Annotated in this window: 17 protein-coding genes; 10 read left to right on the top strand and 7 right to left on the bottom strand. The window is 72.4% G+C overall.

Translation table 11 applies throughout. The features are described 5' to 3' along the window. The first annotated feature begins 675 nt into the window (after positions 1 to 675). Positions 676 to 3,297 (top strand): alpha-glucan family phosphorylase, encoded by a 2,622-nt coding sequence (gene glgP / locus ACIPAE_RS20245; RefSeq protein ID WP_366412494.1) that lies wholly within the window; start codon positions 676 to 678, stop codon positions 3,295 to 3,297. 89 nt (positions 3,298 to 3,386) lie between these two features. On the opposite strand, the gene ACIPAE_RS20240 is transcribed toward glgP, so the two are convergent. Together ACIPAE_RS20240 and ACIPAE_RS20235 are read right to left on the bottom strand one after the other, a co-directional pair. Continuing rightward, positions 3,387 to 3,602 (bottom strand): cold-shock protein, encoded by a 216-nt coding sequence (locus ACIPAE_RS20240; protein ID WP_328469713.1) that lies wholly within the window; start codon positions 3,600 to 3,602, stop codon positions 3,387 to 3,389. 119 nt (positions 3,603 to 3,721) lie between these two features. Beyond that, the gene (locus ACIPAE_RS20235; RefSeq protein WP_329373880.1) at positions 3,722 to 5,332 is read right to left on the bottom strand and encodes a M4 family metallopeptidase; all 1,611 of its coding nucleotides are present in this window, start codon (positions 5,330 to 5,332) and stop codon (positions 3,722 to 3,724) included. Between the two features lie 529 nt (positions 5,333 to 5,861). On the opposite strand from ACIPAE_RS20235, the gene ACIPAE_RS20230 reads away from it, so the two are divergent. Beyond that, positions 5,862 to 7,589: an ABC transporter ATP-binding protein gene (locus ACIPAE_RS20230; protein ID WP_402446837.1), complete on the top strand. Its 1,728-nt coding sequence runs from the start codon at positions 5,862 to 5,864 to the stop codon at positions 7,587 to 7,589. Then, positions 7,589 to 9,580 carry an ABC transporter ATP-binding protein gene (locus ACIPAE_RS20225; protein ID WP_402446835.1) on the top strand — a complete coding sequence of 664 codons (1,992 nt, stop codon included), beginning with the start codon at positions 7,589 to 7,591 and terminating at the stop codon, positions 9,578 to 9,580. The genes ACIPAE_RS20230 and ACIPAE_RS20225 overlap by 1 nt, the downstream gene beginning before the upstream one ends. A 238-nt stretch (positions 9,581 to 9,818) precedes the next feature. Here ACIPAE_RS20225 and ACIPAE_RS20220 read toward each other — a convergent pair whose 3' ends face one another. After that, a complete protein-coding gene (locus tag ACIPAE_RS20220; protein WP_402446832.1) occupies positions 9,819 to 10,754 on the bottom strand; it encodes an SDR family oxidoreductase in 936 nt (311 codons plus the stop codon). A gap of 121 nt (positions 10,755 to 10,875) precedes the next feature. On the opposite strand from ACIPAE_RS20220, the gene ACIPAE_RS20215 reads away from it, so the two are divergent. Beyond that, complete coding sequence (locus ACIPAE_RS20215; protein ID WP_366412491.1) at positions 10,876 to 11,469, top strand: TetR family transcriptional regulator; 594 nt, start codon at positions 10,876 to 10,878, stop codon at positions 11,467 to 11,469. Positions 11,470 to 12,067: 598 nt separating this feature from the next. Here the strand turns inward: ACIPAE_RS20215 and ACIPAE_RS20210 are convergent. Next, entirely contained in the window at positions 12,068 to 13,336 is a 1,269-nt protein-coding gene (locus ACIPAE_RS20210) for an MFS transporter (RefSeq protein WP_402446934.1), read from the bottom strand. Positions 13,337 to 13,439: 103 nt separating this feature from the next. Then, positions 13,440 to 15,683: a glycogen debranching protein GlgX gene (gene glgX / locus ACIPAE_RS20205; protein WP_402446931.1), complete on the bottom strand. Its 2,244-nt coding sequence runs from the start codon at positions 15,681 to 15,683 to the stop codon at positions 13,440 to 13,442. Positions 15,684 to 16,044: 361 nt separating this feature from the next. Here glgX and ACIPAE_RS20200 point away from each other — a divergent pair, with 361 nt between their 5' ends. The 5 genes from ACIPAE_RS20200 (at position 16,045) to ACIPAE_RS20180 (ending at position 21,440) form a co-directional block, all read left to right on the top strand. Continuing rightward, entirely contained in the window at positions 16,045 to 16,950 is a 906-nt protein-coding gene (locus ACIPAE_RS20200) for an Ig-like domain-containing protein (protein ID WP_402446829.1), read from the top strand. 271 nt (positions 16,951 to 17,221) lie between these two features. Further along, a complete protein-coding gene (locus tag ACIPAE_RS20195; protein WP_329364445.1) occupies positions 17,222 to 18,400 on the top strand; it encodes an Ig-like domain-containing protein in 1,179 nt (392 codons plus the stop codon). A gap of 138 nt (positions 18,401 to 18,538) precedes the next feature. Continuing rightward, a complete protein-coding gene (locus ACIPAE_RS20190) occupies positions 18,539 to 19,315 on the top strand; it encodes an enoyl-CoA hydratase-related protein (protein ID WP_329364444.1) in 777 nt (258 codons plus the stop codon). Between the two features lie 223 nt (positions 19,316 to 19,538). After that, complete coding sequence (locus ACIPAE_RS20185; RefSeq protein WP_402446928.1) at positions 19,539 to 20,006, top strand: ATP-binding protein; 468 nt, start codon at positions 19,539 to 19,541, stop codon at positions 20,004 to 20,006. A 489-nt stretch (positions 20,007 to 20,495) separates the two neighbouring features. Then, positions 20,496 to 21,440, top strand: a complete 945-nt coding sequence (locus ACIPAE_RS20180) for a hypothetical protein (protein ID WP_402446825.1) — start codon at positions 20,496 to 20,498, stop codon at positions 21,438 to 21,440. 92 nt (positions 21,441 to 21,532) lie between these two features. Here the strand turns inward: ACIPAE_RS20180 and ACIPAE_RS20175 are convergent, their stop codons facing one another. Then, positions 21,533 to 22,684, bottom strand: coding sequence for an RNA-guided endonuclease InsQ/TnpB family protein (locus tag ACIPAE_RS20175; RefSeq protein WP_402446925.1), 1,152 nt, complete (start codon positions 22,682 to 22,684; stop codon positions 21,533 to 21,535). Positions 22,685 to 22,949: 265 nt separating this feature from the next. Here ACIPAE_RS20175 and ACIPAE_RS20170 point away from each other — a divergent pair, with 265 nt between their 5' ends. After that, a complete protein-coding gene (locus ACIPAE_RS20170) occupies positions 22,950 to 23,873 on the top strand; it encodes an NADP-dependent oxidoreductase (RefSeq protein WP_329364440.1) in 924 nt (307 codons plus the stop codon). Between the two features lie 148 nt (positions 23,874 to 24,021). On the opposite strand, the gene ACIPAE_RS20165 is transcribed toward ACIPAE_RS20170, so the two are convergent. Then, positions 24,022 to 25,041, bottom strand: a complete 1,020-nt coding sequence (locus tag ACIPAE_RS20165) for a glycoside hydrolase family 16 protein (RefSeq protein WP_402446821.1) — start codon at positions 25,039 to 25,041, stop codon at positions 24,022 to 24,024. Between the last annotated feature and the right edge of the window lie 360 nt (positions 25,042 to 25,401).

Below are 25,401 nucleotides of genomic sequence, written 5' to 3'. Positions count from 1 at the left end.
TCGGTGCACGGGGTATCCGGGACTGCCCGGGGACGGGAGCCTCGCTACTTTTTAACTGTTCTTGGCCGAACCGGCTCGCCTGCGGGGTCCCTCCGGGAGGGGTTCACCCGGGTGGCTGCCGGTGCGGTGCGGTGCGGTGCGGTGCGGTGCGGTGCGGTGCGGTGCGGTGCGGTGCGGTGCGGTGCGGTGCGGTGCGGTGCGGTGCGGTGCGGTGCTGGTGCTGATGCGGTGCCGGTGCAGTGGTGGTGCGGTGCCGCATACGTCCGAGCCTGCCCACGCTTCCCGGACTGAACGCCCCCTCTGACGCCGTTTCGGTAGCGCGCGGCGAGTGCGCGCGTTCGTGGTGACCGATCCGCCGACCGGCCGCACCCCTTACGCACGCTCGGTGTGAGAGCTTCACGCCCCTTTGCGCGCCCCCGCGTACGCCTGCGGGTGGGCGAACGCCGCCGGTGAGCCGCTCGCACGCCGTCTCGTTCCAGCCACCAGCATCGCACCCCCTCGGTACCACCGCAGCCCTCCCCTGCCTGCGGTGGACGTGCCCGCCGACCGGTCTCGAACGCGCCCGCGCCCAGGCCCGTCAGGCGTTCGCTTCCGTGAGCCTCCGTTCGGGCGTTTGGCCCTGGAGATCGTGGACAACCGGCCCGCCCCCCGGCCCACCGGGCTACGGTCGAAGGCGTGAAGGCAATCCGTCGATTCACCGTGCGCACCGTCCTGCCGGAACCTCTGCGCCCGCTGGGGGAACTGGCCGCGAACCTACGCTGGTCCTGGCACGAGGAGACCAGGGAGCTGTTCCGCAGCGTCCACCCCGAAGGCTGGCGGGCCGCCCAGGGCGATCCGGTCCGGCTGCTCGGCTCGGTCTCCAAGGAGCGGCTGGCCGCGCTCGCCGGCGACCGCCGCTTCCTGCGCCGGCTGACCGCCGCCGCGGAGGACCTCGCGGACTACACCGCCGGGCCCCGCTGGTACCAGGAGCAGAGCGACCTGCCCGCCGCCGTCGGCTACTTCTCACCCGAGTTCGGCATCACCTGGGCGCTGCCGCAGTACAGCGGCGGCCTGGGCATCCTCGCCGGAGACCACCTCAAGGCCGCCAGCGACCTGGGCGTGCCGCTGATCGGCGTCGGCCTGCTCTACCGGCACGGCTACTTCCGGCAGAGCCTGTCCCGCGAGGGCTGGCAGCAGGAGCAGTACCCCGTCCTCGACCCCAACTCGCTGCCGGTCAGCCCGCTGCGCGAGGCCGACGGCACCCCGGCCCGGGTCGCCCTCGCGCTGCCCGGCGGCCGGACGCTGACCGCGCGGATCTGGACCGTCCAGGTCGGCCGGGTGCCGCTGCTGCTGCTCGACTCCGACGTCGAGCCCAACCAGCCCGCCGAACGCGACGTCACCGACCGGCTCTACGGCGGCGGCAGCGAGCACCGCCTGCTCCAGGAGATGCTGCTCGGCATCGGCGGGGTCCGCGCCGTCCGCGCCTACTGCCGGATCACCGGCCACCTGGAGCCCGAGGTCTTCCACACCAACGAGGGCCACGCCGGCTTCCTCGGCCTGGAGCGGATCAGGGAGCTGTCCCACGAGGGGCTCGACTTCGACGCGGCCCTGGAGGCGGTGCGGGCCGGCACCGTGTTCACCACCCACACCCCGGTCCCGGCCGGCATCGACCGCTTCACCCGCGACCTGGTCGCCCGCCACCTCGGCGACGGCGGCGAGCTGCCCGGCGTGGACGTCGGCCGGATTCTCGAACTCGGCCGCGAGACCTACCCCGGCGGCGACCCCGACCTGTTCAACATGGCCGTGATGGGCCTGCGGCTGGCCCAGCGCGCCAACGGCGTCTCCACGCTGCACGGCGCGGTCAGCCGGCAGATGTTCGCCGGGCTGTGGCCCGGGTTCGACCCCGAGGACGTGCCCATCACCTCGATCACCAACGGCGTGCACGCGCCCACCTGGGTGGCGCCGGAGGTGCTGCGGCTCGGCAGCCGCCAGTTCGGCGCCTCGCGCGCCGAGGACGCCCTGATGATCGGCGGCGCCGAACGCTGGGAGGCGGTCGCCGACGTGCCCGACGCCGCGGTGTGGGAGCTGCGCCGCACCCTGCGCGAGCAGCTCGTCGAGGACGTGCGCAGCCGGCTGCGCGCCTCCTGGCGGCAGCGCGGCGCGAACGACGCCGAACTGGGCTGGACCGACCACGTCCTGGACCCGGACGTGCTCACCATCGGCTTCGCCCGCCGGGTGCCCTCCTACAAGCGGCTCACCTTGATGCTGCGCGACAAGGAGCGGCTGGCCGCGATGCTGCTGCACCCGGAGCGGCCGATCCAGATCGTGGTGGCCGGCAAGGCCCACCCCGCCGACGAGGGCGGCAAGCGGCTGGTCCAGGAGCTGGTGCGGTTCACCGACGACCCCCGGGTCAGGCACCGCATCGTCTTCCTGCCCGACTACGACATGCGGATGGCCCGCACCCTCTACCCCGGTTGCGACGTCTGGCTCAACAACCCGCTGCGCCCGCTGGAGGCGTGCGGCACCTCCGGGATGAAGGCCGCGCTCAACGGCTGCCTCAACCTGTCCGTCCTCGACGGCTGGTGGGACGAGTGGTACGACGGCGAGAACGGCTGGGCGATCCCGACCGCCGACGGCGTCACCGACGAGGACCGGCGCGACGAACTGGAGGCCGCCGGGCTCTACGACCTGCTGGAGCAGCAGGTCGCCCCGCGCTTCTACGACCAGGGCAGGAACGGCCTGCCGCAGCGCTGGGTCCAGATGGTCCGGCACACCCTGAGCACGCTGGGCCCCAAGGTGCTCGCCGGGCGGATGGTCCGCGACTACGTCCGGCAGCTCTACGCCCCGGCGGCCCGCTCGCACCGGGCCGTGCGCGGCCCGGCCGCGGCAGAACTCGCGCAGTGGAAGCGGCGGGTGCGCCAGGAGTGGCCGCGGGTCGCGGTCGACCACGTGGAGACCGTCGCCGCCGAGGGCGCGGTGGACGACGCCGCGGAGCTGGGCTCCACCCTCACGCTGCGGGTGCAGGTCGCGCTCGGCGGCCTCGACCCCTCCGACGTGGACGTCCAGTTGCTGTCCGGGCCGGTGGACGCCGCGGACCGGCTCACCGCGCCCGCGGTGCAGTCACTCAAGCCGGTGACGCGCGCCGACGTGGCGGGCCGCTACACCTTCGAGGGACCGCTCACCCTGGACCGGACCGGCGCCTTCGGCTACACCGCCCGGGTGCTGCCGGCCCATCCGCTGATGGCGACCCCGGCCGAGCTGGGCCTGGTCGCGGTCCCGCCGGAGACCGAGGGCATGACGGCGGGCGTGCTGCGCTAGCGAAGCGCCCCGGGCAGGGGGGAGGCCCGCACCGATGTGCGTGGTGCGGGCCTCCGCTCAGCCACTGGGGTGAAGCCGGACGGCGGTCCTCAGACCGCGCTGTCGAGCATGCGGATGTTCTCCGCCTGCGGGCCCTTGTTGCCTTGGGTGACGTCGAACTCCACCTTCTGACCCTCCAGCAGCTCCCGGTAGCCGGTGGCCATGATGTTGGAGTAGTGGGCGAAGACGTCGGAGCCGCCGCCGTCCTGCTCGATGAAGCCGAAGCCCTTTTCCGAGTTGAACCACTTCACGGTTCCGGTTGCCATAATCCATCTCCTACGGGGTGGTGCGGGTTTCCAGAACCGCACTGTACGGAATCGGGCCCCTGGGGATGATCACCCCACACCGGTGGAAACCGGCAAAAATCACTCCGGCTGACGGCCGATCAGTCGACCCGGCTGCCGACGCCGATCGCCGCCCAGGTGTCGGCCACCGTGTTGTACGTGGCGCTGCCCGCGCCCCACAGGTCGGCCGCGGCCTGGAGGGACTGGGTCCGGGCCTTGGCGTAGTTGGTGGTCGAGGTGAAGTGCTCGGTCAGCGAGGTGTACCAGAGCTTGAGCGCGTTGTCCCGGCCGATGCCCGGCACCGACTGGTTGTCGTAGGTCGGGCTGTTGTACGACACCCCGTTGACCACCTTGGCGCCGCTGCCCTCGGAGAGCAGGTAGAAGAAGTGGTTGGCCGGGCCGGAGGAGTAGTGCACGTCCAGGCCGCCGAGGCTGGAGGACCAGTAGTCCTTGGAGGCGCCGTCCTTGCTGGGCTTGTCCATGTAGCGCAGCGGTGAGCCGTCGCCGTTGATGTCGATCTTCTCGCCGATCAGGTAGTCGCCAGGGTCGGCGGCGTTGTCGGCGTAGAACTCCACGCCGGTGCCGAAGATGTCGGAGGTGGCCTCGTTGAGGCCGCCGGACTCACCGGAGTAGTTCAGGCCCGCGGTGGCCGCGGTGACGCCGTGGCTCATCTCGTGGCCGGCCACGTCGATCGCGGTCAGCGGGTGGGCGTTGCCCGAGCCGTCGCCGTAGGTCATGCAGAAGCAGGAGTCGTCCCAGAAGGCGTTGACGTAGTTGTTGCCGTAGTGGGTGCTGGAGTACGCGGCCCGGCCGTCGTCGGCGATGCCGTTGCGGCCGAAGGTGTTCTTGTAGAAGTCCCACGTCTCCTGGGCGCCGTAGGCCGCGTCCACGCCGGCGGTCTGCGCGGTGGTGCCCTTGCCGTCGCCCCACACGTCGTCGGTGTCGGTGAAGAGGGTGCCCTTGCCGGAGCTGGCGTGGTTCAGGTTGTACGTGCTGTGGCCGCCGCGGCTGCCGTCGGTCAGCGCGTAGGACGAGCCGGACTTGGTGGTGGTGATGTTCACCTGGCCGCTGTACTCGCTGTTGCCGACGCTGTTCTCTATGCCCTGGTACTGGTAGAGCTTCGCGCCGGTGGTGGCGTCGGTGATGACGTGCAGCTCGTTCGGGGTGCCGTCGTCCTGGAGGCCGCCGACCACCGACTCCCAGGCGAGCGTCGGGGTGCCGCTTGCCGCCCAGACCACCTTGCGGGGTGCTGCCGACGCGGTGGGGGCGGCCGCGCCCGCGGCCTTCGCGGCGCTCAGGGCGTACGACCGGGCGGAGGAGGCGCTCCTGGCGGCGGTCTCGGTGGGCACCGCGATCGTCGCGTCGGTGGCCCGGTCCACGCTGGTGGTGCGGCCGGCCGCGTCCGTCGCCACGACGAGGTCGCCGCCGAGCACCGGCAGGCCGTCGTAGGTGCGCTCGTAGCGGGTGTGCAGGCTGCCGTCGGCGGCCTTGACCACGTCCCGGACGACCAGGCGCTCCTTCGCGCCCAGGTGCAGGGACGTGGCGGTCGCGGCGCTCGCGTCCTGCGCCTGGGCGAGCAGGGTGCCGCGCTGCGCGGGGGACAGCGAGGCGGGCAGGGCGCCGGACCTCGGCTGCGCGTGGCCGCTCGCGGCGGCCGTGCTCGGGTCCGGGGCGGCGGAAGCGGTGTTCGCCGGGAGGGCCACCGCGAGCATCGCGGCGCCGGCGAGCAGGGCGCCGGCCGCGGCACGTGCCGAGTGGGGTGGACGGGGGGTGCGGGACGTGCGGAGGGTGTGTCGCACTCGTCGCTCCTTCTGCGTCGGCCGCGGAGTGGCGGCCGGGACAGTCCGGACAGCAGGGGTTGGTGAGCCGCCGGATGGTGGGGGTGGAGAAGAGGACTGCGTGGTGCGGATGACTCCGTGGTGCTGCTGTGGAACGGGCCACAGAGTGGCATTCTTTACCTGTCCATGTCATGGCTGTGGTGCAAACTTGGCCGAAACTCGTTCGTTCACCGGGGTGTTGGGTTCGCATAACGGACAGAGGGGACGCGTGTTCGCCGCTCGATCGGTAGGGCGTACCCGGTCGCACCGGCGGGCCGTCCGGCCGGAAAACCGGATGAGGGCTGTCACAGGGTGGGCCTAGTGTCGACAAGTGACCTCTCCCACCAGCGATACGACCGCGCCGGAAAACCGCCACCGATCCACCGTCCGCTCCCTGGTCCGCCTGTGGCCTTACGTCAGACCGGTGCGGGTGAGACTGGCGGTCTCGGCGGTCGTCGCGGTGGTGGCGTCCTGCATGTCGCTGCTCATCCCGCTGGTGCTGAAGTGGATGGTCGACGGGCCGGTCCAGGACCGCGACCCGGGCGGGGTCTGGCTCGGCGGCGGGCTGGTGCTGCTGCTCGGGCTGCTGGAGGCCGGCCTGTTCGGCGTGCGGCGCTGGCTGGTGGCCCGCCCGCTGGCCCGCGTCGAGGCGGCCATGCGCAAGGACCTCTACGAGCACTTGCAACGCCTGCCGGTGGATTTCCACGACCGGTGGGCATCGGGCCAGCTGCTCTCCCGGGCCACCATGGACCTGCAGATCCTGCGGATGTTCCTCGCCTTCCCGCTGGTGTTCCTGGTGGTCAACGGGGCCACGATCCTGATCGGCTTCGCGATCCTCTTCAGCCAGTCCTGGCTGCTCGGGCTGCTGCTGCTCGCCCCGGCCGTCCCGCTGATGATCCTGTGCTCGTACTTCGAGACCAGCTACGCGCTCGCCGCCCGCCGGGCCCAGGACCAGGCCGGCGACCTCGCCACCCTCGTCGAGGAGTCCGTGCTCGGTATCCGCATCATCAAGGCGTTCGGCCGGCACCGCAGCCAGGCCGACGCCTTCCGCCGGCAGACCCGCGAACTGTGGGACACCGAGATCCACAAGGCGCGGCTGCTCTCCAACCTCTGGGCGGTCATCATGACGCTCCCGGAGATCGCGCTCGGCGCCGCGCTGGTGGTCGGCTCGCTCCAGGTCGCCGACGACAAGCTGTCGGCCGGCACCCTCGTGGCGTTCCTGTCCACCGCGCTCGCCCTGCGCTGGCCGGTCGAGTCGATCGGCTTCCTGCTCGCGATGAGCAACGAGTCGGCCACCGCCGCCGACCGCTACTTCGAGGTCTGCGACACCCCGACCGTGGCCGACGCCACCGGCACCGGCGACGACGCCCGGCCCGACGGCATCCGGCTGGAGGACGTCCGCTTCCGCTACCCCGACGCCCCGCCGCACAGCCCCGAACTGCTGCGCGGCATCGACCTGCACATCCGCCCCGGCGAGACGATGGCGCTGGTCGGCGCCACCGGCTGCGGGAAGACCAGCCTGACCGCGCTGCTGCCCCGGCTGCACCGCGCCACCGGCGGCCGGATCACCCTGGACGGCGTCGACACCGCGGGGCTGGCCGCCGACCGGCTGCGCACGCTGGTCGCAGTCGCCTTCGAGGAGCCGACGCTCTTCTCCGCCACCGTGCGGGAGAACGTGGCGATGGGCGCGGGTCCGGGCGGCGCCGACGAGGAGGCGGTGCGGCGCGCGCTGGCTGTCGCACAGTGCGACTTCGTGGACGCGCTGCCCCAGGGCCTGGACACCCAGGTCGGCGAGCAGGGGCTGAGCCTGTCCGGCGGGCAGCGGCAACGGCTCGCGCTGGCCCGGGCGGTGGTCGGCCGCCCGCAGTTCCTCGTGCTGGACGACCCGCTGTCCGCGCTCGACGTGCACACCGAGGCGCTGGTCGAGGCCGCGCTGCGGGACGTGCTGCGGGAGACCACCGCGCTGGTCGTCGCCCACCGGCCCTCGACGGTCATGCTCGCCGACCGCGTCGCCCTGCTCGCCGACGGCCGGATCACCGCCGTCGGCACCCACGCCGACCTGCTGCGCGACAGCGCCGAGTACCGCTATCTGATGTCGGGCGGCGCGCAGGAGCACGACGAACTCGCCGCGCTCGAAGGGAGCGACGCCTGATGACCCCCTCGGCCGCCACCACGACCGGACCCACGCCGGACGCCCCGGACCCCAAGGGCACCCAGGACTCCCAGGAGTCCCAGGGTTCCGCGGACCTCACGGGCGCCGCGACCGGCACCCTCCCGGGCCCCGCGACGAGCACCGCGCCCGCCGCGCCTGCCGCCGCCGCACCCGCCACGCCCGCGACACCCGGCGACGGCGACCCGTTCGACCGGGACGTCCTCCCCGCGCCGCGCAACGCCCAACTCCGGCTGCTGCGCTCCCTGCTGCGCCCGCACTCCAAACGGGTCTGGGCCGCGGCGATCTACCTGCTGATCCAGCAGGCCGCCGTCCAGGTCGGCCCGCTGCTGGTCGCCTACGCCATCGACCACGCCATCCCCGCGGTCCGCGACGGCCGGCACGGCCCGCTGATCGCGGTGGCCTGCGGCTACATCGGCTGCGGCCTCGCGTCCGGCGCGCTGCAACGGGTGTTCATCAGGGCCGCCGCCCGGGTCAGCCAGGACGTCCTGGTCGACCTGCGCGGGCGGATCTTCCGGCACGCCCAGACCCTCAGCCTCGACTTCCACGAGCGCTACACCTCCGGGCGGCTGATCGCCCGCGCCACCTCCGACGTCGAGTCGATCCGCGAACTGCTCAACGACGGCCTCGACGAGCTGATCGAGGTCGTGCTCTCGGCCGTCTACATCACCGCCCTGCTGCTCTTCCTGGACTGGAAGCTCGGCCTGCTCACCCTGGTGTCCTACGGCCCGCTGTACCTGGCCATCCGCAGCTACCAGGGCCGCGCCGTCGAGGCGTACCGCAGGCGCTCCACCGCGATCGCCGCGGTCATCGTGAAGTTCACCGAGACGATGAACGGCATCCGCCCGGTCAAGGCGTTCCGCCGCGAGCAGCCCAACGACGAGGCGTTCGCCGAGCTGAACGCGCGGCACTACCAGGCCAACGGCGACGCGATCCTGGAGATGGCGCGCTACGTCGTCTGGTCCCGGCTGATCGCCAACATCACCATCGCCGGGATCGTGCTGTGGGGCGCCTACCGGGTGGCCGGCGGCGGCATGGCGCTCGGTGTGCTCGCCGCGTTCGTGCTCTACCTGCGGCGGCTGTACGACCCGATCGACCGGCTCGGGATGTTCCTCAACTCCTACCAGTCCGCGGCCGCGTCGCTGGAGAAGATCGCCGGGCTGCTCGCGCAGGCGCCGACCGTGCCGGAGCCGGAGCGGCCGGAAGCGCTGCCCGCCCGCGGCGACGACGCGCTGCCCGGCCGCGAGGTCGTCTTCGACGCCGTGCGGTTCGCCTACCGCACCGGCGGCGAGGTGCTGCCCACCTTCGACCTGCGCATCCCCGCCGGGCAGACGGTCGCGGTGGTCGGCGCGACCGGCGCGGGCAAGTCCACGCTCGCGAAGCTGCTCGCCCGCTTCTACGACCCGACCGACGGCCGCGTCCTGCTCGACGGCGTGCCGCTGCGCGACCTCGCCCGGGACGACCTGCGCCAGGGCGTGGTCATGGTCACCCAGGAGGCGTTCCTCTTCTCCGGCACCGTCGCGGAGAACATCACCATCGGGCGGCCCGACGCCACCCGCGAGGAGATCGAGGCCGCGGCGAAGGCGATCGGCGCGCACGACTTCATCGCCGCCCTGCCCGACGGATACGACACCGACGTCCGCAAGCGCGGCGGCCGGATCTCGGCCGGGCAGCGCCAACTCGTCGCGTTCGCCCGGGCGCTGCTCGCCGACCCGGCCGTCCTCATCCTCGACGAGGCGACGTCCTCGCTCGACGTCCCCGGCGAACAGGCCGTCCAGCACGCCATGGACACGGTGCTGCGCGGCCGTACCGCGGTGATCATCGCGCACCGCCTGTCCACGGTGGAGATCGCCGACCGGGTCCTGGTGATGCGGGCCGGCCACGTCGTCGAGGACGGCACCCCCGCCGAACTCATCGCCGACGAGGGCCACTTCGCCGGGCTGCACCAGGCGTGGCAGGACAGCCTGGTGTAGCGCCCGCGCGCCGGCTGCGGCGCAGGAGCGAGAGCCGCGCCCATCTCGTTCCTCCATGGTCCGGGGAGTGCGTCCCGGCTGGTCAACGAGCCGGGGCCGTGCCCGGTACGGGCAGCCGGCGGACATGGACGGCGCGGTGACGTGGAGAGAAGGACGTGGAGAGAAGGCGGCCCCGCCGCCGAGACAGGGCCGGGCGGGCGCTGTTCGGGTGGCGGGGCGGGGGAGAGGGGAGCGGGGGTCAGGCGGTCGGAGTGGTGAAGTAGTGGCCCTTGTCGAGGTCTTCGAGGAGGCCGGGGCCGGTCGGCTGCCAGTCGAGCAGCTCGCGGGTGCGGGCGCTGGAGACGGGGCTGTCGAGGCCGATGAAGGTGGACATCCAGGTGAAGTGGGCGTCCGCGTCGTCGGGGGCGATCGAGGCCACCGGCAGGTCGAGGTGGCGCCCGATCACCTCGGCGACCTCGCGGATCGGCACGCCCTCGTCCGCGACGGCGTGCAGCGTCGATCCGGCGGGGGCGCTCTCCAGGGCCAGCCGGAAGAGGGTCGCGGCGTCGGAACGGTGTACGGCCGGCCAGCGGTTGGCGCCGTCGCCGACGTAGCCGGAGACGCCCTTGGCGCGGGCGGTGCCTACGATGGTGGCGAGGAAGCCGTGGTCGCCGTCTCCGTGCACCGTCGGGGGGAGGCGGACGACGGAGGAGCGCACCCCGCGCTCGGCGAGGGCGGCCGTGGCGTGCGCGTTGGCCAGGCGCTTGGCCGGACCGCCGGTCACGTGGTCGCCGACCGGGCTGCCCGCGAGGCCGTCCTGCTCGGTGGCGAGCCGGCCCGGGGACAGCCCGAGCACGCCGGACGCGATGACGAGCGGCCGGTCGGAGCCGGCGAGCACCTCGCCGAAGGTGTCGATGGCGAGGCGGTCCGCGTCCGCCGCGGCCTCGAAGCCGCCGCTGAACGCGATGTCGTGCTTGAAGGCCAGGTGGATCACGCCGTCGGACTCGGCGGCCGCGTCGCGCAGCGTGTCGATGTCGTCGATCGTGCCGCGGCGCACTTCCGCGCCGGCCCGGGCGAGGGCGTCGGCCGAGGCGTCGGAGCGGGCCAGCCCGATCACCTGGTGGCCGGCGCCGAGGAGTTCCGGTACGACCGCGGAGCCGATCCAGCCGGACGCGCCGGTGATGAACACACGCATGAGGGGAGCCTCCTGGTAGGCAGGGTAGGCCGGCATATGCCGGGTCGCGACTGCCGATGTCAGTCACTGCTATCAACCGTAGCACTCGATGTCAGTCACTGCTATCGCGTAGGATCGGGGCATGGGTCGATGGGAGCCGAACGCGCGGGGGCGGCTCGAACAGGCCGCGATGGAGCTCTATCGGGAGCGGGGGTTCGAGCAGACCACCGCCGCGCAGATCGCGAGTCGTGCGGGGCTCACCGAGCGGACGTTCTTCCGGCACTACGCCGACAAGCGGGAGGTGCTGTTCGCGGGGGCGGCTCAGCTGGAGAAGCTCTTCGTGGACACGCTGGCGGGGGTGCCTGCGGCGGCCACGCCGATGGAGGCGGTGGCGGCGACGCTGGCGGGGGTGGCGGAGGTGTTCGCGGGGCGGTACGAGTTCGCCCGGCAGCGGCAGGAGATCATCCTCGCGAACGAGGAGTTGCGGGAGCGGGAGTTGATCAAGCTGGCGGCGATATCGGCGCGGCTCGCGGAGGGGTTGCGGCGGCGGGGGGTCGCGGAGCCGGCGGCGAGTCTGGCGGGGGAAGCGGGGATCGCGGTGTTCAAGGTGGGGTTCGAGCAGTGGGTGGGGGTTGATGCGGGCGGGGGTGGGGTGCCCGGGGGGAAGGGTGGGCGTTCGCTCGGGGAGTTCGTGGGGGAGGCGCTGGGGGAGTTGAGGGTGGTGGTGGGGGGCTGACCCTCCGGAGTGGTGCGTTCTGTCGGTTCCGGGACCACCTGCCGGTGGGGGCTTGTCGCGCCGTTCTCCCCCAGAGCTTCGCCTGGGAGGTGCCCCCACGCGCCCCTGGGTATGTGACGGCTCTTCCGTGAAACGAAGCTCCCCTGGTGGGGGGGGCTTGATGTGGGATACGGGATCACCACGTGGGTGGGGGGCTTGTCGCGCCGTTCTCCCCCAGAGCTTCGCCTGGGAGGTGCCCCCACGCGCCCCTGAGTGACTGCGGCTGCTTCCTCGGAAAGAACCTGACCTGGCTGGGGTGGCGTTGCGGGTTCCGGGTTCACCCTGCGGGTGGGGGCTCCCCAGGGGCGCGGGGGACCCGCACTTGCTCAGGGGCGCGGGGAACTGCGCGGGCAACCAGGGGCGGCGTGGGGTCGGGGTCGGGCCTGGGCACTCGCGGCGGGTTGCCGTGGGGCGCGGGGGACCCGTACTGGACCAGGGGCGCGTGGGGGCACCTCCCAGGCGAAGCTCTGGGGGAGAACGGCGCGACGAGGCACCCACCGGGGGGTGGTCCCGGAACCGACAGAACGGGGCGGCCTGGGGGGTTCGGCACCGTGGGGAGCTATTTGCGGGGGAGGTTGCGGACGGCGGGGATGGCGAGGAGGGCGGTGGCGACGAGGAGGGGGACGGCGCCGCCGAGGAGGAGGACGTGGCGGGCGCCGAACGTGGTGGAGGCGGGACCGGCCATGGCCTGGCCGACGGGGACCATGGCGATGGAGCCGGCGACTTCGTAGGCGTGGATGCGGTTGAGGATGTCCCCGGGCACTTGGGTCTGCACGCTGGTCGCCCAGTTGACGCCCCAGTAGGCCGAACTGGCCCCGGCCACGAGCATGCAGCAGGTGATCGCCCAGACGGGGAGCCCGAGGCCGACGGACGTCGGCATGAGCATCGTGCCGAAGAGCGCGAGGGAACCGGCCCGCAACGGCCGGCTGGACCGTATCCGCATCGCGCACAGCGCGCCGAGCGCGGTGCCGGCGCCGAGCGCGGAGTTGACCAGGCCGTAGGCGCCCGCGCCGTGGGCCGGGATGATCTGGGCGGCGGCCAGCGGGGTGTACGGGCCGACCGTGCACACCATGTAGACCATCCACACGAGGATCACCGACCACATCCAGGTGCGGGCGCGGAACTCCCGCCAGCCCTCGGCCAGGTCGGCCCGGAAGGTCGAGACGGCCGCGGTCAGCCGCGGCGGCAGCGGCGGCAGCCGCAGCGAGATCAGGCACAGCGCGCTGGCGAGGTAGGTGGTGGCGTGGGCGGCGAAGACCACGCCGGTGGAGGTGAAGCCGACCAGCACGCCCGCGAGCGCGGGTCCGACCAGGCTGGCCACGGACTCGGCGGTGCGGGTCGCCCCGTTGGCGCCCTGCACGTCGGTCGCCACCCGCACGATGGTGCTGGCCACGCCGGGCTGGAACATCGCCGCGCAGGTCCCGTTGATCACCGCGATCACGGCCATCTCCCACAGCCGCACCTGGTGGGTGGCGAACAGCACGGCCGCGGTGGACTGCGAGCAGACCCGGACCAGGTCCGCGCCGATCATCAGCGCGCGGGCGTCGAACCGGTCCGCGAACACCCCGCCGAAGACCACGAACCCGGCGAAGCAGGCGGTGGACGCGGCCATCACCAGGCCGATGTCGCCGGCCGAGTAGCCGTAGCCGAGCAGGCCCGCCGACAGCGCCACGGGCAGCATGGTGTCGCCGAGCATCGCGACCGTGCGGGCGGTGAAGAAGTACCGGAAGTTGGCGGACCACAGCGGGCCGGCCGGCGGGCGTACGGAAGGCCCCGAAACGGCGGTGGCGGCTTCGGGGCCGAAATGCGGAGAGCTCACCCCGCCAATATGGACTGGACCACTCGGTAACTTCCACAGGGTTCTGACCTGCGAGATGCCGGGACGGTCCAGGTCGGGCGGGGGCGGCCGGGACGGGGCGGGACGGCCGGGTTCAGCCCGATTCCGGCCGTACCCGCAGCAGCCGTACCGAGCGTGCCGAGATCGTCACCGGCCGTCCGCCCGCGACGAGTCGACCGGCCGTTCCGTCCGCGACGAGTTGAGCGGGCGTTCCGTCCTCCGCGGTGTCCAGCACCACCTCGTACCCCGACGCCCACGGCGGTCCCGGCAGCGTGAACTCCAGCGGGCGGTGGTCGGCGTGCACGATCAGCAGGAAGCTGTCGTCCACCACCGGCTCGCCACGCGCGTCCCGCTGCGGGATGTCCCGGCCGGACAGCAGCATGCCCAGCGTCGCGGACGGCGCGAACCAGTCCTCCTCGGCCATCTCCCGCCCGTCCGGCCCGAACCAGGTCACGTCCCGCAGCCCCTCGGGCGCCAGCGACAGGCCGGAGAAGAAGCCGCCGCGGCGCAGCACCGGGTGCGCGTGGCGCAGCGCGATCAGCCGCGCTGCCAGGTCGAGCAGCGCCGCCCAGCACGGGTCCTCGCGCAGCGACCAGTCCACCCAGCCGGTCTCGTTGTCCTGGCAGTAGGCGTTGTTGTTGCCGCCCTGGGTGCGGCCCATCTCGTCGCCGGCCACCAGCATCGGCACCCCGGTGGACAGCAGCAGCGTGGCCAGCAGGTTCCGCAACTGGCGGTGGCGCAGCGCGAGGACGTCCGGGTCGTCGGTGCCGCCCTCCGCGCCGCAGTTCCAGGAGCGGTTGTCGTCGGTGCCGTCCCGGCCGTCCTCGCCGTTGGCCGCGTTGTGCTTGCCGTTGTAGCTGACCAGGTCGCGCAGGGTGAAGCCGTCGTGCGCGGTGACGTAGTTGACCGAGGCGTACGGCCGCCGGCCGCCCCAGTCGTAGAGGTCGCTGGACCCCGACAGGCGGTAGCCGAGGTCGCGCACGTCGCCGGTCGCGCCGCGCCAGAAGTCCCGGACGGTGTCGCGGAACCGGTCGTTCCACTCGGTCCACAGCGGCGGGAACGCGCCCACCTGGTAGCCGCCGTCGCCGACGTCCCATGGCTCGGCGATCAGCTTCACCCGGCGCAGCACCGGGTCCTGGGCGATCACCGCGAGGAACGGCGAGAGCATGTCCACGTCGTGCAGCGAGCGGGCCAGCGCGGCGGCGAGGTCGAAACGGAAGCCGTCCACGCCCATCTCGGTGACCCAGTAGCGCAGGCTGTCGGTGATCAGCCGCAGCACGTGCGGCTGCACCACGTTGAGGGTGTTGCCGCAGCCGGTGTAGTCGGAGTAGCCGCGCGGGTCCGGGCCGAGCCGGTAGTAGCCGCGGTTGTCGATGCCGCGCAGCGACAGCGTCGGGCCGCCCTGGCCGCCCTCGGCGGTGTGGTTGTAGACCACGTCGAGGATCACCTCGATGCCCGCCGCGTGCAGCGCCCGCACCATCCGCTTGAACTCCCCGACCTGCCCGCCGCGGCTGCCGCTGGCGCTGTACCCGGCGTGCGGGGCGAAGTAGCCGATCGAGTTGTAGCCCCAGTAGTTGTGCAGGCCCCGGCGCAGCAGGTGCTCCTCGTCGGCGAACTGGTGCACCGGCAGCAGCTCCACGGCGGTGACGCCCAGCCGGGTCAGGTGCGCGATCGCGGCCGGGTGGGCGAGACCGGCGTAGCTGCCGCGCAGCTCCGGCGGGACGTCGGGGTGCCGCCGGGTGAACCCGCGCACGTGCAGCTCGTAGATGACCGTGTCCGACCAGGGCGTCTTGGGGCGGCGGTCGTCCTGCCAGTCGTCGTCGTCCTCGACCACCACCCCCTTGGGGACGTACGGCGCGGAGTCGCGGTTGTCGCGCACGGTGTCGGCGACGTCCTGCTCGGGCCAGTCGCGCGCGTGGCCGTACACCTCGGGGACCATCGTGAACCCGCCGTCCACCGCGCGGGCGTACGGGTCGAGCAGCAGCTTCGCCGGGTTCCAGCGGGCGCCGGTCCACGGGTCCCAGCGGCCGTCGACCCGCAGGCCGTAGCGCTGCCCGGGGCGCACGCCGGGCAGGAAGCCGTGCCACACCTCGTGGGTCAGCTCGGTGAGCGGGGCGCGGGTCTCGGTGCCGTCGTCGGCGAACAGGCAGACCTCGACGGACTCGGCGCCGCCCGCCCACAGCGCGAAGTTGGTGCCGGGCGTGCCGTCGGGGCCGGTGTGGAAGCGGGCGCCGAGCGGCTGCGGGGAGCCGGGCCAGACGGTGGCGGGGGCCGGCGGCGCGTCGGCGGGGGAGGCCGGGGCGGCGCCGGTCCCCGGGCCCGCGCTGTGCGTACGGATCGTGCCGCTCGTCGGGCTGGTACGGGGCCCCGGCGGCGCGGCCGGGGCGCCGGGTATGCCGGGCTGCTGGGGCACTTCACGGACTCCCGGGGCCGGGCGGGGGAAGGACTCCGCCCGCCCGGCGGCGCCGAACTCGCGCGTCTCGGACACGTGTCTGCCCTCCAGCGGCTCCGGCACGGCTCTCGGCGTCGCCAGGCGTCCCGTGCCCGGCGGCCGACCGTGTCTTTGCAGGCATTGTTCCCTCGCGGGTGGCCCGTCACCCCGAAGCCGCCGCGCAGTCACCAACCCGGCATCACGTCGTTGACCTTGTGTGACAGGTGTGGCGACGCGCGCACAGCGTGCAACGAAGGGTCCGGTCGCGGTGATCGCCGCGGCGGTGGCGGCACTGGCGGTGCTGACCGCCGGATGCGGCGCGGGCGGCGGCACGGACGACAAGCCGCGCCCGTCGGCGAGCACGGGCCAGGCGACGAAGCCGCCGTCGTTCGTGGGTGTCTACTCCCCGGAGACGGGGACCACCGTCGGCACCGGAATGATCATCTCCCTGGACTTCACCCGGCACATCACCGACCGGGCCGCCGTCGAGCGCGGCGTCAGCGTCACCAGCGTGCCGCCGGTCGAGGTGACCGGCCACTGGTTCGGCGACCAGCGGCTCGACCTGCGCCCGGCCCGGTTCTGGCAGCCGGGCACCCGGGTCACCCTCCATCTGCGGCTGCGCGGGGTGATGGGCACCCCGGGCGTGCGCGGGGTCCAGTCCAAGGACGTGGCCTTCTCCGTCGGCCGTGACCAGCACAGCACCGTGGACGTGCTCACCCACACCATGACCGTGGTCCGCGACGGCCACCTGCTGCGCGTGCTGCCGATCTCCGCGGGCAGCGACCAGCACACCACGTACAACGGCATCATGATGATCTCCGAGAAGTACAAGGTGACCCGGATGAACGGCAGCACCGTGGGCTTCGGCGGGGAGTACGACATCCCGGACGTGCCGCACGCGATGCGGCTGACCAGATCGGGCACCTTCGTGCACGGCAACTACTGGTCGCCGCCGTACGTCTTCGGCACGCGGAACGTCAGCCACGGCTGCGTCGGCCTGCGGGACCGCAAGGGCGGCGGCGCGGACACGCCGGCCGGGTGGTTCTACGGGCAGTCCATCGTGGGCGACACTGTGGAGGTGGTGAACTCCCCGGACGCCACGGTCGCCCCGGACAACGGGATGAGCGGGTGGAACCTGAGCTGGCCGGAGTGGACCGCCGAGTCCGCGCTCTGAGCCGCGGCGGGTATCCGTACACGTGCGCACCCGGTACTCCCGAGGTGAATCGGGCGTTGACCGGCCGCGTCTTCGGGTAGACACCCGGATGGCAGTTGGGACGGAACAGTGACATTCCCGTGGCACGGGTACGCGGTTCATATGGTTTTCTTGCGCTGGCAGGGGGAGTTCGGGTGTGTCGCGCGGTAGGGGAGTCAGGACTTTGAAGCCGATAGGTGGGGCCCGTGGTGCCAGAAGGCACGCGGCTGCGGCTCTGGTGCTCGGAGCGCTGATGCTGGTGGTGACCGCTTGCGGTCCCGACGGCAGCGGCAGCAAGGCGAGCTCGGGCAGCGACGACGGCAAGGGCGGTGGCGCCAAGACCAGCGCCCCGGACACGACCGTCTCGAAGGCGGTCGTCGACATCACGCCCAAGGACGGCGCGAGCAACGTCGCGACCACCGGTGTGCTCAAGGTGGCGGCGACGGGCGGCAAGCTGTCCACGGTGACCGTGAAGGACGACAAGGGCAACCCGGTGGACGGCAGCATCACGTCCGACGGGCTGGGCTGGGCGCCGAGCGGCCATCTCAACACCTCCACCGAGTACACGGTGGACGCGTCCGCGAAGGACTCCTCGGGCCGCGAGTCCGACAAGCACGCGACCTTCACCACGGTGGTGCCCAAGGACACCTTCGTCGGGTTCTTCACCCCGGAGGACAACTCCACCGTGGGTGTCGGCATGGAGGTGTACCTCAACTTCAACCGGCCGATCACCAACAAGAAGGCCGTCGAGCAGGGGCTGAGCGTCACCGCGTCGCCGTCCGTGCCGATCGCGGGCCACTGGAACGGCAACACCCAGCTCTTCTTCCGCCCGCAGGACTACTGGGCGGCCGGCACCAAGGTCACCCTCAAGCTCAACCTGGACGGGGTGGAGGGCGCCCCCGGGGTGTACGGCAAGCAGAACAAGTCGGTGCACTTCACGGTGGCCCGCCGCCAGGTCAGCGTGGTGGACGCGGCGAAGCACACCATGACCGTCTACCGCGACAACAAGGCGATCAGGACCATCCCGATCTCCTCCGGCGCTCCGGCACACACCACGTACAACGGCAAGATGGTGATCTCGGAGAAGTACATCAAGACCCGGATGAACGGTGACACGGTCGGCTTCGGCGGGGAGTACGACATCCCGGACGTGCCGCACGCGATGCGGCTGACCAACTCCGGCACCTTCATCCACGGCAACTACTGGGCCGCGACCTCCGTCTTCGGCCACAGCAACACCAGCCACGGCTGCGTCGGGCTGCACGACGTGCGCGGCGCGGGCGACGCGAGCACACCGGCCGCCTGGTTCTACAACAACTCGCTGATCGGGGACGTGGTCCAGGTGACCAACTCCCACGACAAGACGGTGCCGTGGTACAACGGCCTCAACGGCTGGAACATGCCGTGGAGCGAGTGGACGCAGGCGTCCTGACCCGATCGTCATGACCCGATCGTCCTGATCCGACCGTCCCGATCGGACCGTCCCGATCAGGCATCCGGCCTCCGGCCGAGGAGATCGACCGTACGGCCCGCCCTTCGCCGGGGCGGGCCGTCGTCGTACGCTCCGGTCATGACTGAAACCCCGGTGACTCTTGAGGTCGAGGACGGCGTCGGCACCATCCGGCTGGACCGGCCGCCGATGAACGCGCTGGACGCGGCGATGCAGGACCTGCTCAAGGAGCTGGCCGAGCAGGCCGCCGCGCGGGCGGACGTACGGGCGGTGGTGGTGTGGGGCGGCCCGAAGGTGTTCGCGGCGGGCGCGGACATCAAGGAGATGCGGGCGATGTCCTACCAGGACATGGTGGACCGCTCGCGCGGGTTGCAGGATGCCTTCAGCGCGGTGGCCCGCATCCCGAAGCCGGTGGTGGCGGCGGTCAACGGCTACGCGCTGGGCGGCGGTTGCGAGCTGGCGCTGTGCGCGGACATCCGGATCGCCGCGGAGAACGCCAAGCTGGGCCAGCCGGAGATCCTGCTCGGGCTGATCCCGGGCGCGGGCGGCACCCAGCGGCTGGCCCGGCTGGTCGGCCCGTCCCGCGCCAAGGACCTGATCTTCACCGGCCGGACCGTCGGCGCGGCCGAGGCGCAGACCCTCGGCCTGGTCGACCGGGTGGTCCCGGCCGAGCAGGTGTACGCGCAGGCGCTGGCGTGGGCGCGGCAGTTGGCCCGCGGCCCGGCGTACGCGCTGCGGGCCGCGAAGGAGGCCGTGGACGGCGGCCTGGACACCGACCTCGCCAGCGGGCTCACCCTCGAACGCACCCTGTTCGCCGGACTGTTCGCGACCGAGGACCGCGAGACGGGGATGCGCAGCTTCGTCGAGAACGGCCCTGGCCAGGCGGAGTTCGCCTGAGCGCGGTTCGGTTCGCGGGCGGTCGCGGGCGCGGTCACGAGTGCTCGCGGCCGCCCGGCCGGGGGCGCGCCGGCGCCGTGTGACGTGGGTGACGCCGGTTCAGATGAATTAGCGGGGTTACCGGGCGAACCCGTCCTGTTACGGCCATCATGAAGACATGGCGGTACGGGGTGGTGCGGAGCAGCCGCGGCAGGCGGCACAAGTGGCTGACGGGGTACCGCTCATGGCCGCGGACGACCCCGGTGAGGCCGATGACCCCGACGACGCAGCCGCCGCCGCGGCCAAGGCACTGGAGCTGATCGGGGACCCCTCGGTCAAGGAGGTGCACCTCGCCTCGCGGCCCGAGTCGGCCTCCACCGCCCGCCGGCTGTCGCTGTCGGTGGTGCGGATGTGGGGCCTGCCGCACCTCGCCGACACCGTGGAACTGCTCGTCTCGGAACTGGTCGGCAACGCGGTACGGCACACCGGTGCGCAGATGTTCGGGCTGCGGATGCCACGGCGGCGCGGCTGGGTGCGGGTGGAGGTCCGCGACCCGTCGCGGGCGCTGCCCTGCCTGATGCCGGTGCGCGAGATGGACACCAGCGGCCGCGGGCTCTTCCTGGTCGACAAGCTCTCCGACCGCTGGGGGGTCGACCTCCAGCCGCGCGGCAAGACCACGTGGTTCGAGCTGCGGGTCATGGACCGGATCTGAGGGGTGCGGCACACTCGTCAGGAGCGGTGCGGGAGACTCGTCGGGAACCGCCGGGAACGGGAAGAGGCCCTCCGCGCGTCGGGGGGGATGACAGCGGGGGGCCTCTTCAACATCGCCGCGAAGCAGGGGGGGGTGTTCCGCGGCGCCCTGGGAACGGCCGAGCTCGGGTCCGTGGCGGCCGTTGTACTCGACTCTCGCACGGGTCGGGGTGCGAGAGCAAGTTTGGGAAGCGTGTCTCTCGCCACAAACCGGGCATATTACTTGTGGATGAAAGGGTGACATGTGCCACCCACCTTGTAAATGATGGTTAAACTCTCTCATGACCTTTTCATATAGAGAATGCTTATGTGACCGGTGAGACCCTGTAGGGGGTTCACCCTGACTCCATGGTGGGGTAAGCCCCCATAGGAGTTGGGGGATTCGCCGGATGGGCTGGGCCGCGCCGCCGCGAGAGGCTCGGGTGGTCGGTCGGCAACACGAGGAGAGCCTGTGGCAGGCACCATGGCAGCAACGGGGGCGGGCACCGCCCCGGCGGCGATACGCGCCGTACCGGCCTTCGTCCGGTTCGTGGTCTTCGGCGGCGGCGTCACCCTGCTGGGCAGCGGCGCGCTGCTGCTGGTCGGCGACCGCGCGCCGGTCGCCGCCGCCAACGCCGTCGTCACCGTCGTGACCACTCTGCTCGCCACCGAACTGCACACCCGCTTCACCTTCCGGCGCGGCCGGGCGAGCTGGAGCGACCACTGCGCGAGCGGGCTCACCGTCCTGCTGTCGTACCTCTTCACCACCGGCGCGCTGCTCGGCTACGACGCCTTCCACACCGGCGGCGGCGCCCTGGTGCGGCAGGGCGTCTACCTCGCCGCCTCCGGGGCCGCCGGGATCGCCCGCTTCCTGCTGCTGCGGTACGTCTTCGCGCGGACCCGCCGCGCTCAGTCGCCGACCGCGCGCGGCGGGCGGATCGCCGGGGTCGCGGGCCGGGCGGCCGGCGTCGCGGGTCCGGTCGTGCGGGCCGCCCGGAGCGCTTGGGGCGCCTGGGGCGCTTGGGGTGCCGCGCCGCTCGCCCGTGCCGTACGGGCCTTCCGGTTCGCGCCGGTCGTCGTGCCGCCGTCGGTGCCGCGGCCGGTTCCGGTTCCGGTGCGCGTGGCCCTGCGGGCGCGGGGGCCGGTCGCCGCGCCGGGCGGGGGAGCGGTGGCCGCGGTGGCGGGTCCGCGCACCGCACCCGCCGACCCCGTACCCGGGCGGGCCGCGCCCGACGTCCTCGTCGCCGCCGTGATCCCGTCGAGCCGGGCCGCCTCACGGCCCCCCGTCGTGGCAGCGGCCATCGCCGCCACGGCGCCCTGGGCCACGCCCGCGCTGTGGGCCATGGCCACCGCCTCCCCGCGCGAACCGGCGCCCAACTTGCCGAGGATGTTCGCCACATCAACTTCTTGGCCCTGAGGGCCGGTCTCGTCGACCTGTTCTCAGGCTTCGTCGCGCTCCCGACTGCCCCCTACGATAGGACGGTCACGGGTCGCATCCACCACTTCGGGCTATGTCCGTTGTGGTGCGGGTCCGTTGATGAGAACCCACGCCGAGCGTGCGCGGTTGCGCACGTTGACCCCGGCGACGTGGTCGGCGGGGCCAGCGAGCCCGCACCGACGACAGCAGAACGTATCCCGGTCGGGACGATTGTTATTCGCGGTGTGCCCACATCTGGGGCACATCTGCGATGTGTAGGCCGGGTCCACCCAGATCACCGGGACCCCGGCACTCTCAGCCTTGTACGCGATGTACCGGTCGAGTTGGTGGAACGGCCAGGAGGACAGCGCGGCCCGCTGATCGCGGCGGGGCCGTACCCGGTCGCGGATACCCCGAAGCTCCTCCAGGGCGATCCCGCGACCGGTGCGTCTCGCGACGGCCACGCAGTCCTTGGCAATGGTGTGGTTGATGTGCGCGGCGTGCCGCGCCTCCCTCCTCGCCCGCCGTTTCAACCGGCGGTTCGCACTACGAGTCCGCTTCGCCTGCAACTCCGCCCTCTTGCGGGCCTGCCACCTGCGGTAGCGCGACAGCCTGCGGCCGGAGTAGTTCCTGCCGTCCGAGGTCGTGGCGAGGTTGACGATGCCCCGGTCCACCCCGATCCAGTCCACCGGGTGGACGTTCAGTGGGACGGCTGGGACCTCGCACACCGCGAGCAGGAACCACTTCCCCTCCCGGCACACCAGATCGCTCTCGCCCTTCCGGAACGCGGCGAGGGTCTTCAAGTGGTCGGGCGCGCCGGTGAACCGCACACCTTTCAAGCGCCCCGCCACCGTCCAGATACTCACGGTGCCCGCGTCGTGCTGCCAGGACAGCATCCGGTCGTCGAACGGCTGCGCCGCGTCCGGCCGGAACGCAATCCGCTTGCTCGTCGTCCGGGCCCGGCGCGGGGAGCCTTCCGGACCGAGCCGCCCGGCCCGGACGTTGCCGCGCAGGGCGGCGTAGGCGTCCACGACCTTCTTCACCGTGCGCACCGCCGCCTGCGCACCCAGCCCGAACTCGCCCTTCAGCCGACCGTAGGTCAACTTGTGCAGGTCATTGCGCGAGGTAGCGCCCTTCGCGAACGCGACCGCCGAGACAGCGTCAGCCGCTTCGTTCACCACCCGCAGGGTCGCCGCCAGCGCAGCCGCCTCCTCCGGCCCCGGCAGCAGCCGCACCCGCACCATGATCTTCACGATGACAGGCTAAACGGGGGCACTGACAATGCCTGCTGAGCCGCAACGCCACCGCGAGGCGGCGGCACACTGCCAATCAGGCGACGGTCGTCCGCCTCGGCGCCGAAGTAAAGGCCAGGGAGCCGGGCGAGACGTATGGTGGAGCCACCAGGCGGCCGGTGCAAGGGACTCCGCCGAGCTCACCATCGCGTGGCCCATTCCCAGCGGTGGTGGGCGGAGTCATGCCGGTCTCACGAACCAGGGAGCGGGACACGCCATGACCAAGGCCATCGCCTTCACCGAGTTCGGCACCCCTGACGTGCTGCACACCCTTGACGTCGACCTGCCCGAGCCGGGCGCCGGGCAGGTGCGGATCGCCGTGCGCGCCGCGGGCGTCAACCCGGTCGACAGCAAGATCCGTTCCGGCGCCATGCAGCAGGTCTTCCCGACCTCCTTCCCGCACGTGCCCGGCGTCGAGGCGTCGGGTGTGGTCGAGGCGGTCGGCCCCGGCGTCACCGGGTTCGCCGTCGGCGACGAGGTCTTCGGCCAGACTGTCACCGGTTCGTATGCCGAACAGGCACTCGCGCCCGCCGACCGCCTGGCACCGAAGCCGGACAGCCTCGACTGGGCCGCCGCCGCGGCGCTCCCGGTCGCCACCGAGACCACCTACCGCGCGCTGGAGCCGCTCGCCTTGCGGCCCGGCGAGACGCTGCTCGTGCACGGCGCCGCCGGCGGGGTCGGCACCGTCGCCGTCCAGTTCGCGGTCGCGCGCGGCGTGAAGGTGATCGGCACCGCGAGCGACGCCAACCACGAGCGCCTGCGCGCGCTCGGCGCCGTGCCGGTCCGCTACGGCGACGGCCTCGTCGAGCGGGTACGGGCCCTCGCTCCCGACGGGGTCGACGCCGCGTTCGACCTCTCCGGTCAGCCGCAGGCGCTCGCGGACTCCGTCGAACTGACCGGCGGCAGCGAACGCGTCATCACCGTCGCCAACGCCGTGGCCGCGAAGGAGACCGGGATCGCGTTCTCCGGCGGCGGCGAATCCGACCGCAGCCGGCCCGCCTTCGAGGAGGCGCTCGCCCTGCTCGCCGCCGGAAAGCTCCACCTCGCCGTGCATCGCGCCTATCCGCTCGCCGAGGCGGCCGACGCGCAGCGGGAGAGCGAGACGGGCCACGCGACCGGGAAGATCGTCCTGACCGTGTGAGGACCTGAGCACGGCACGCCGGGCCGCCTCGCCGTACGGCGATCCGGGGTGCACGGACGCGGCGGGTGGGCCGGACGTGGAGTCCGGCCCACCCGCCGTTCATGGGGTGCCGCGGTGCGTGGAGTGGTGCGGTGCGACGCTCGAGCGGCTACGGCGCCTTGTTGTAGACCGCGACGTAGTCGACGTTCATCTGACCGCCGGAGACCGTCGAGGAGTTGGGGCCGCCGCCGAACGCGTCGGGGAAGCCGCCGCCCATCGCCAGGTCGTAGATGATGAAGAACGGGTGGTCCACGGCGTTCGCCCACGTGGTGGCGTCCACCTGCGTGGAGTTGACGGTGAAGTAGTTCTGCCCGTCCAGGTACCAGCGGATCTGCTCGGGCGACACCGAGCGGTCGATCTGCACCGCGTACGTGTGGTAGCCGGTCTGGCAGCCGGAACAGGCGTGCTCGCCGGAGCCGATGCCGGTCGACTCGTTGCACGGGCCGCCCGGGTTGGTGCCGCAGTGCAGCGTGCCGAACACCGAGCTGCGGGCGTTGATGTCCTCCAGGATGTCCACCTCGCCCGAGGTCGGCCAGGTGGTGCCGGTGCGCAGCGTCGAGCCGAGCATCCAGAACGCGGGCCAGTAGCCCGCGCCGTTGGCCGTGGTCAGGTCCGGCTGCTGGATCGAGGACTGCATCATCACCACGCCGCCGGCGGGCGCGCCGAAGCTGTCGCTCTGCGTCTCGATCCGGCCCGACGTCCAGCCCGAGCCCGGGTCCGACCCGTCGTGCAGCGCCTTCAGCACCAGGTGGCCGTTGCCGTCCTCGTAGACGTTCGAGGTGCTGTTGGTCATCGTCTCGATCTCACCGGTGCCGAAGCTGCTGCCCGGCCCGGTGTCGTACTTCCAATCCGACGACGGCACACCGGTGTTCGCGGCGCCGTTGAAGTCGTCGCTCCAGGTGGTGGTGAAGCCGGCAGGCGGCGCGGGCACGTCGTTCGGTGCGACGGTGGCCGCGGTCGGGGCGGCCGCGCTTCCGGTGCCCGTGGCCGCGGTCATCCCGGCCAGGCTCAGCGCGGCCACGGCCAGCGCGGTCAGCGCCAACCGTCCCTTCGGCCTCCGGGTGCGCCGCGCCGCGCGGCCTGGCCCGCCCTGCGCCTTTTCCTGCTCTGGTACCTGTCCGCTGGACATGCGATCTCCTGTCCCGATCGGAATCTGTGGGGGGTTGCGCCCGTGGGCGCGCAAGTGCCATGAGCGAGCGCTGAGTTCACGACGCGCATACGGCTGCCATGCATCTCTCCTGCCCGGGTGGGGTCCGTGTACAGGGTCGCTACGCCAGTGAGAGCGCTCTCTCGGTCAGACAGTGGTCTAGTGCCCCGCTTCCTGGGAGTCAACCCGCCCCACACAAACCCTGCGCAACTCCTGTCCCACAGTGATCCGTTCGGCGGGCGCGCGGGAGGGCGCGCGGAGGTGCTCGGGGTGTGCGGGGGCGTAACGCGGGCCGGTAGGTGGTCCGTTGGGGATGCCGGTCGCCGTACGCGACTGGTGCGG

This window comes from Streptomyces sp. NPDC087270 (assembly GCF_044744625.1).
In the GTDB taxonomy this organism is placed as follows: domain Bacteria; phylum Actinomycetota; class Actinomycetes; order Streptomycetales; family Streptomycetaceae; genus Actinacidiphila.
The sequence above is the reverse complement of the archived record's forward strand: the minus strand, read 5'-3'. Positions and strand labels throughout refer to the sequence as shown.

What these genes read in the sequence shown, in the direction of transcription:
- ACIPAE_RS20240 (WP_328469713.1), bottom strand. Translation starts at nt 3,602, where the DNA reads ATGGCAACCGGAACCGTGAAGTGGTTCAACTCGGAAAAGGGCTTCGGC.
- ACIPAE_RS20235 (WP_329373880.1), bottom strand. Translation starts at nt 5,332, where the DNA reads ATGCTCGCGGTGGCCCTCCCGGCGAACACCGCTTCCGCCGCCCCGGAC.
- ACIPAE_RS20225 (WP_402446835.1), top strand. Translation starts at nt 7,589, where the DNA reads ATGACCCCCTCGGCCGCCACCACGACCGGACCCACGCCGGACGCCCCG.
- ACIPAE_RS20220 (WP_402446832.1), bottom strand. Translation starts at nt 10,754, where the DNA reads ATGCGTGTGTTCATCACCGGCGCGTCCGGCTGGATCGGCTCCGCGGTC.
- ACIPAE_RS20215 (WP_366412491.1), top strand. Translation starts at nt 10,876, where the DNA reads ATGGGTCGATGGGAGCCGAACGCGCGGGGGCGGCTCGAACAGGCCGCG.
- ACIPAE_RS20195 (WP_329364445.1), top strand. Translation starts at nt 17,222, where the DNA reads ATGCTGGTGGTGACCGCTTGCGGTCCCGACGGCAGCGGCAGCAAGGCG.
- ACIPAE_RS20190 (WP_329364444.1), top strand. Translation starts at nt 18,539, where the DNA reads ATGACTGAAACCCCGGTGACTCTTGAGGTCGAGGACGGCGTCGGCACC.
- ACIPAE_RS20185 (WP_402446928.1), top strand. Translation starts at nt 19,539, where the DNA reads ATGGCCGCGGACGACCCCGGTGAGGCCGATGACCCCGACGACGCAGCC.
- ACIPAE_RS20175 (WP_402446925.1), bottom strand. Translation starts at nt 22,684, where the DNA reads ATGGTGCGGGTGCGGCTGCTGCCGGGGCCGGAGGAGGCGGCTGCGCTG.
- ACIPAE_RS20170 (WP_329364440.1), top strand. Translation starts at nt 22,950, where the DNA reads ATGACCAAGGCCATCGCCTTCACCGAGTTCGGCACCCCTGACGTGCTG.
- ACIPAE_RS20165 (WP_402446821.1), bottom strand. Translation starts at nt 25,041, where the DNA reads ATGTCCAGCGGACAGGTACCAGAGCAGGAAAAGGCGCAGGGCGGGCCA.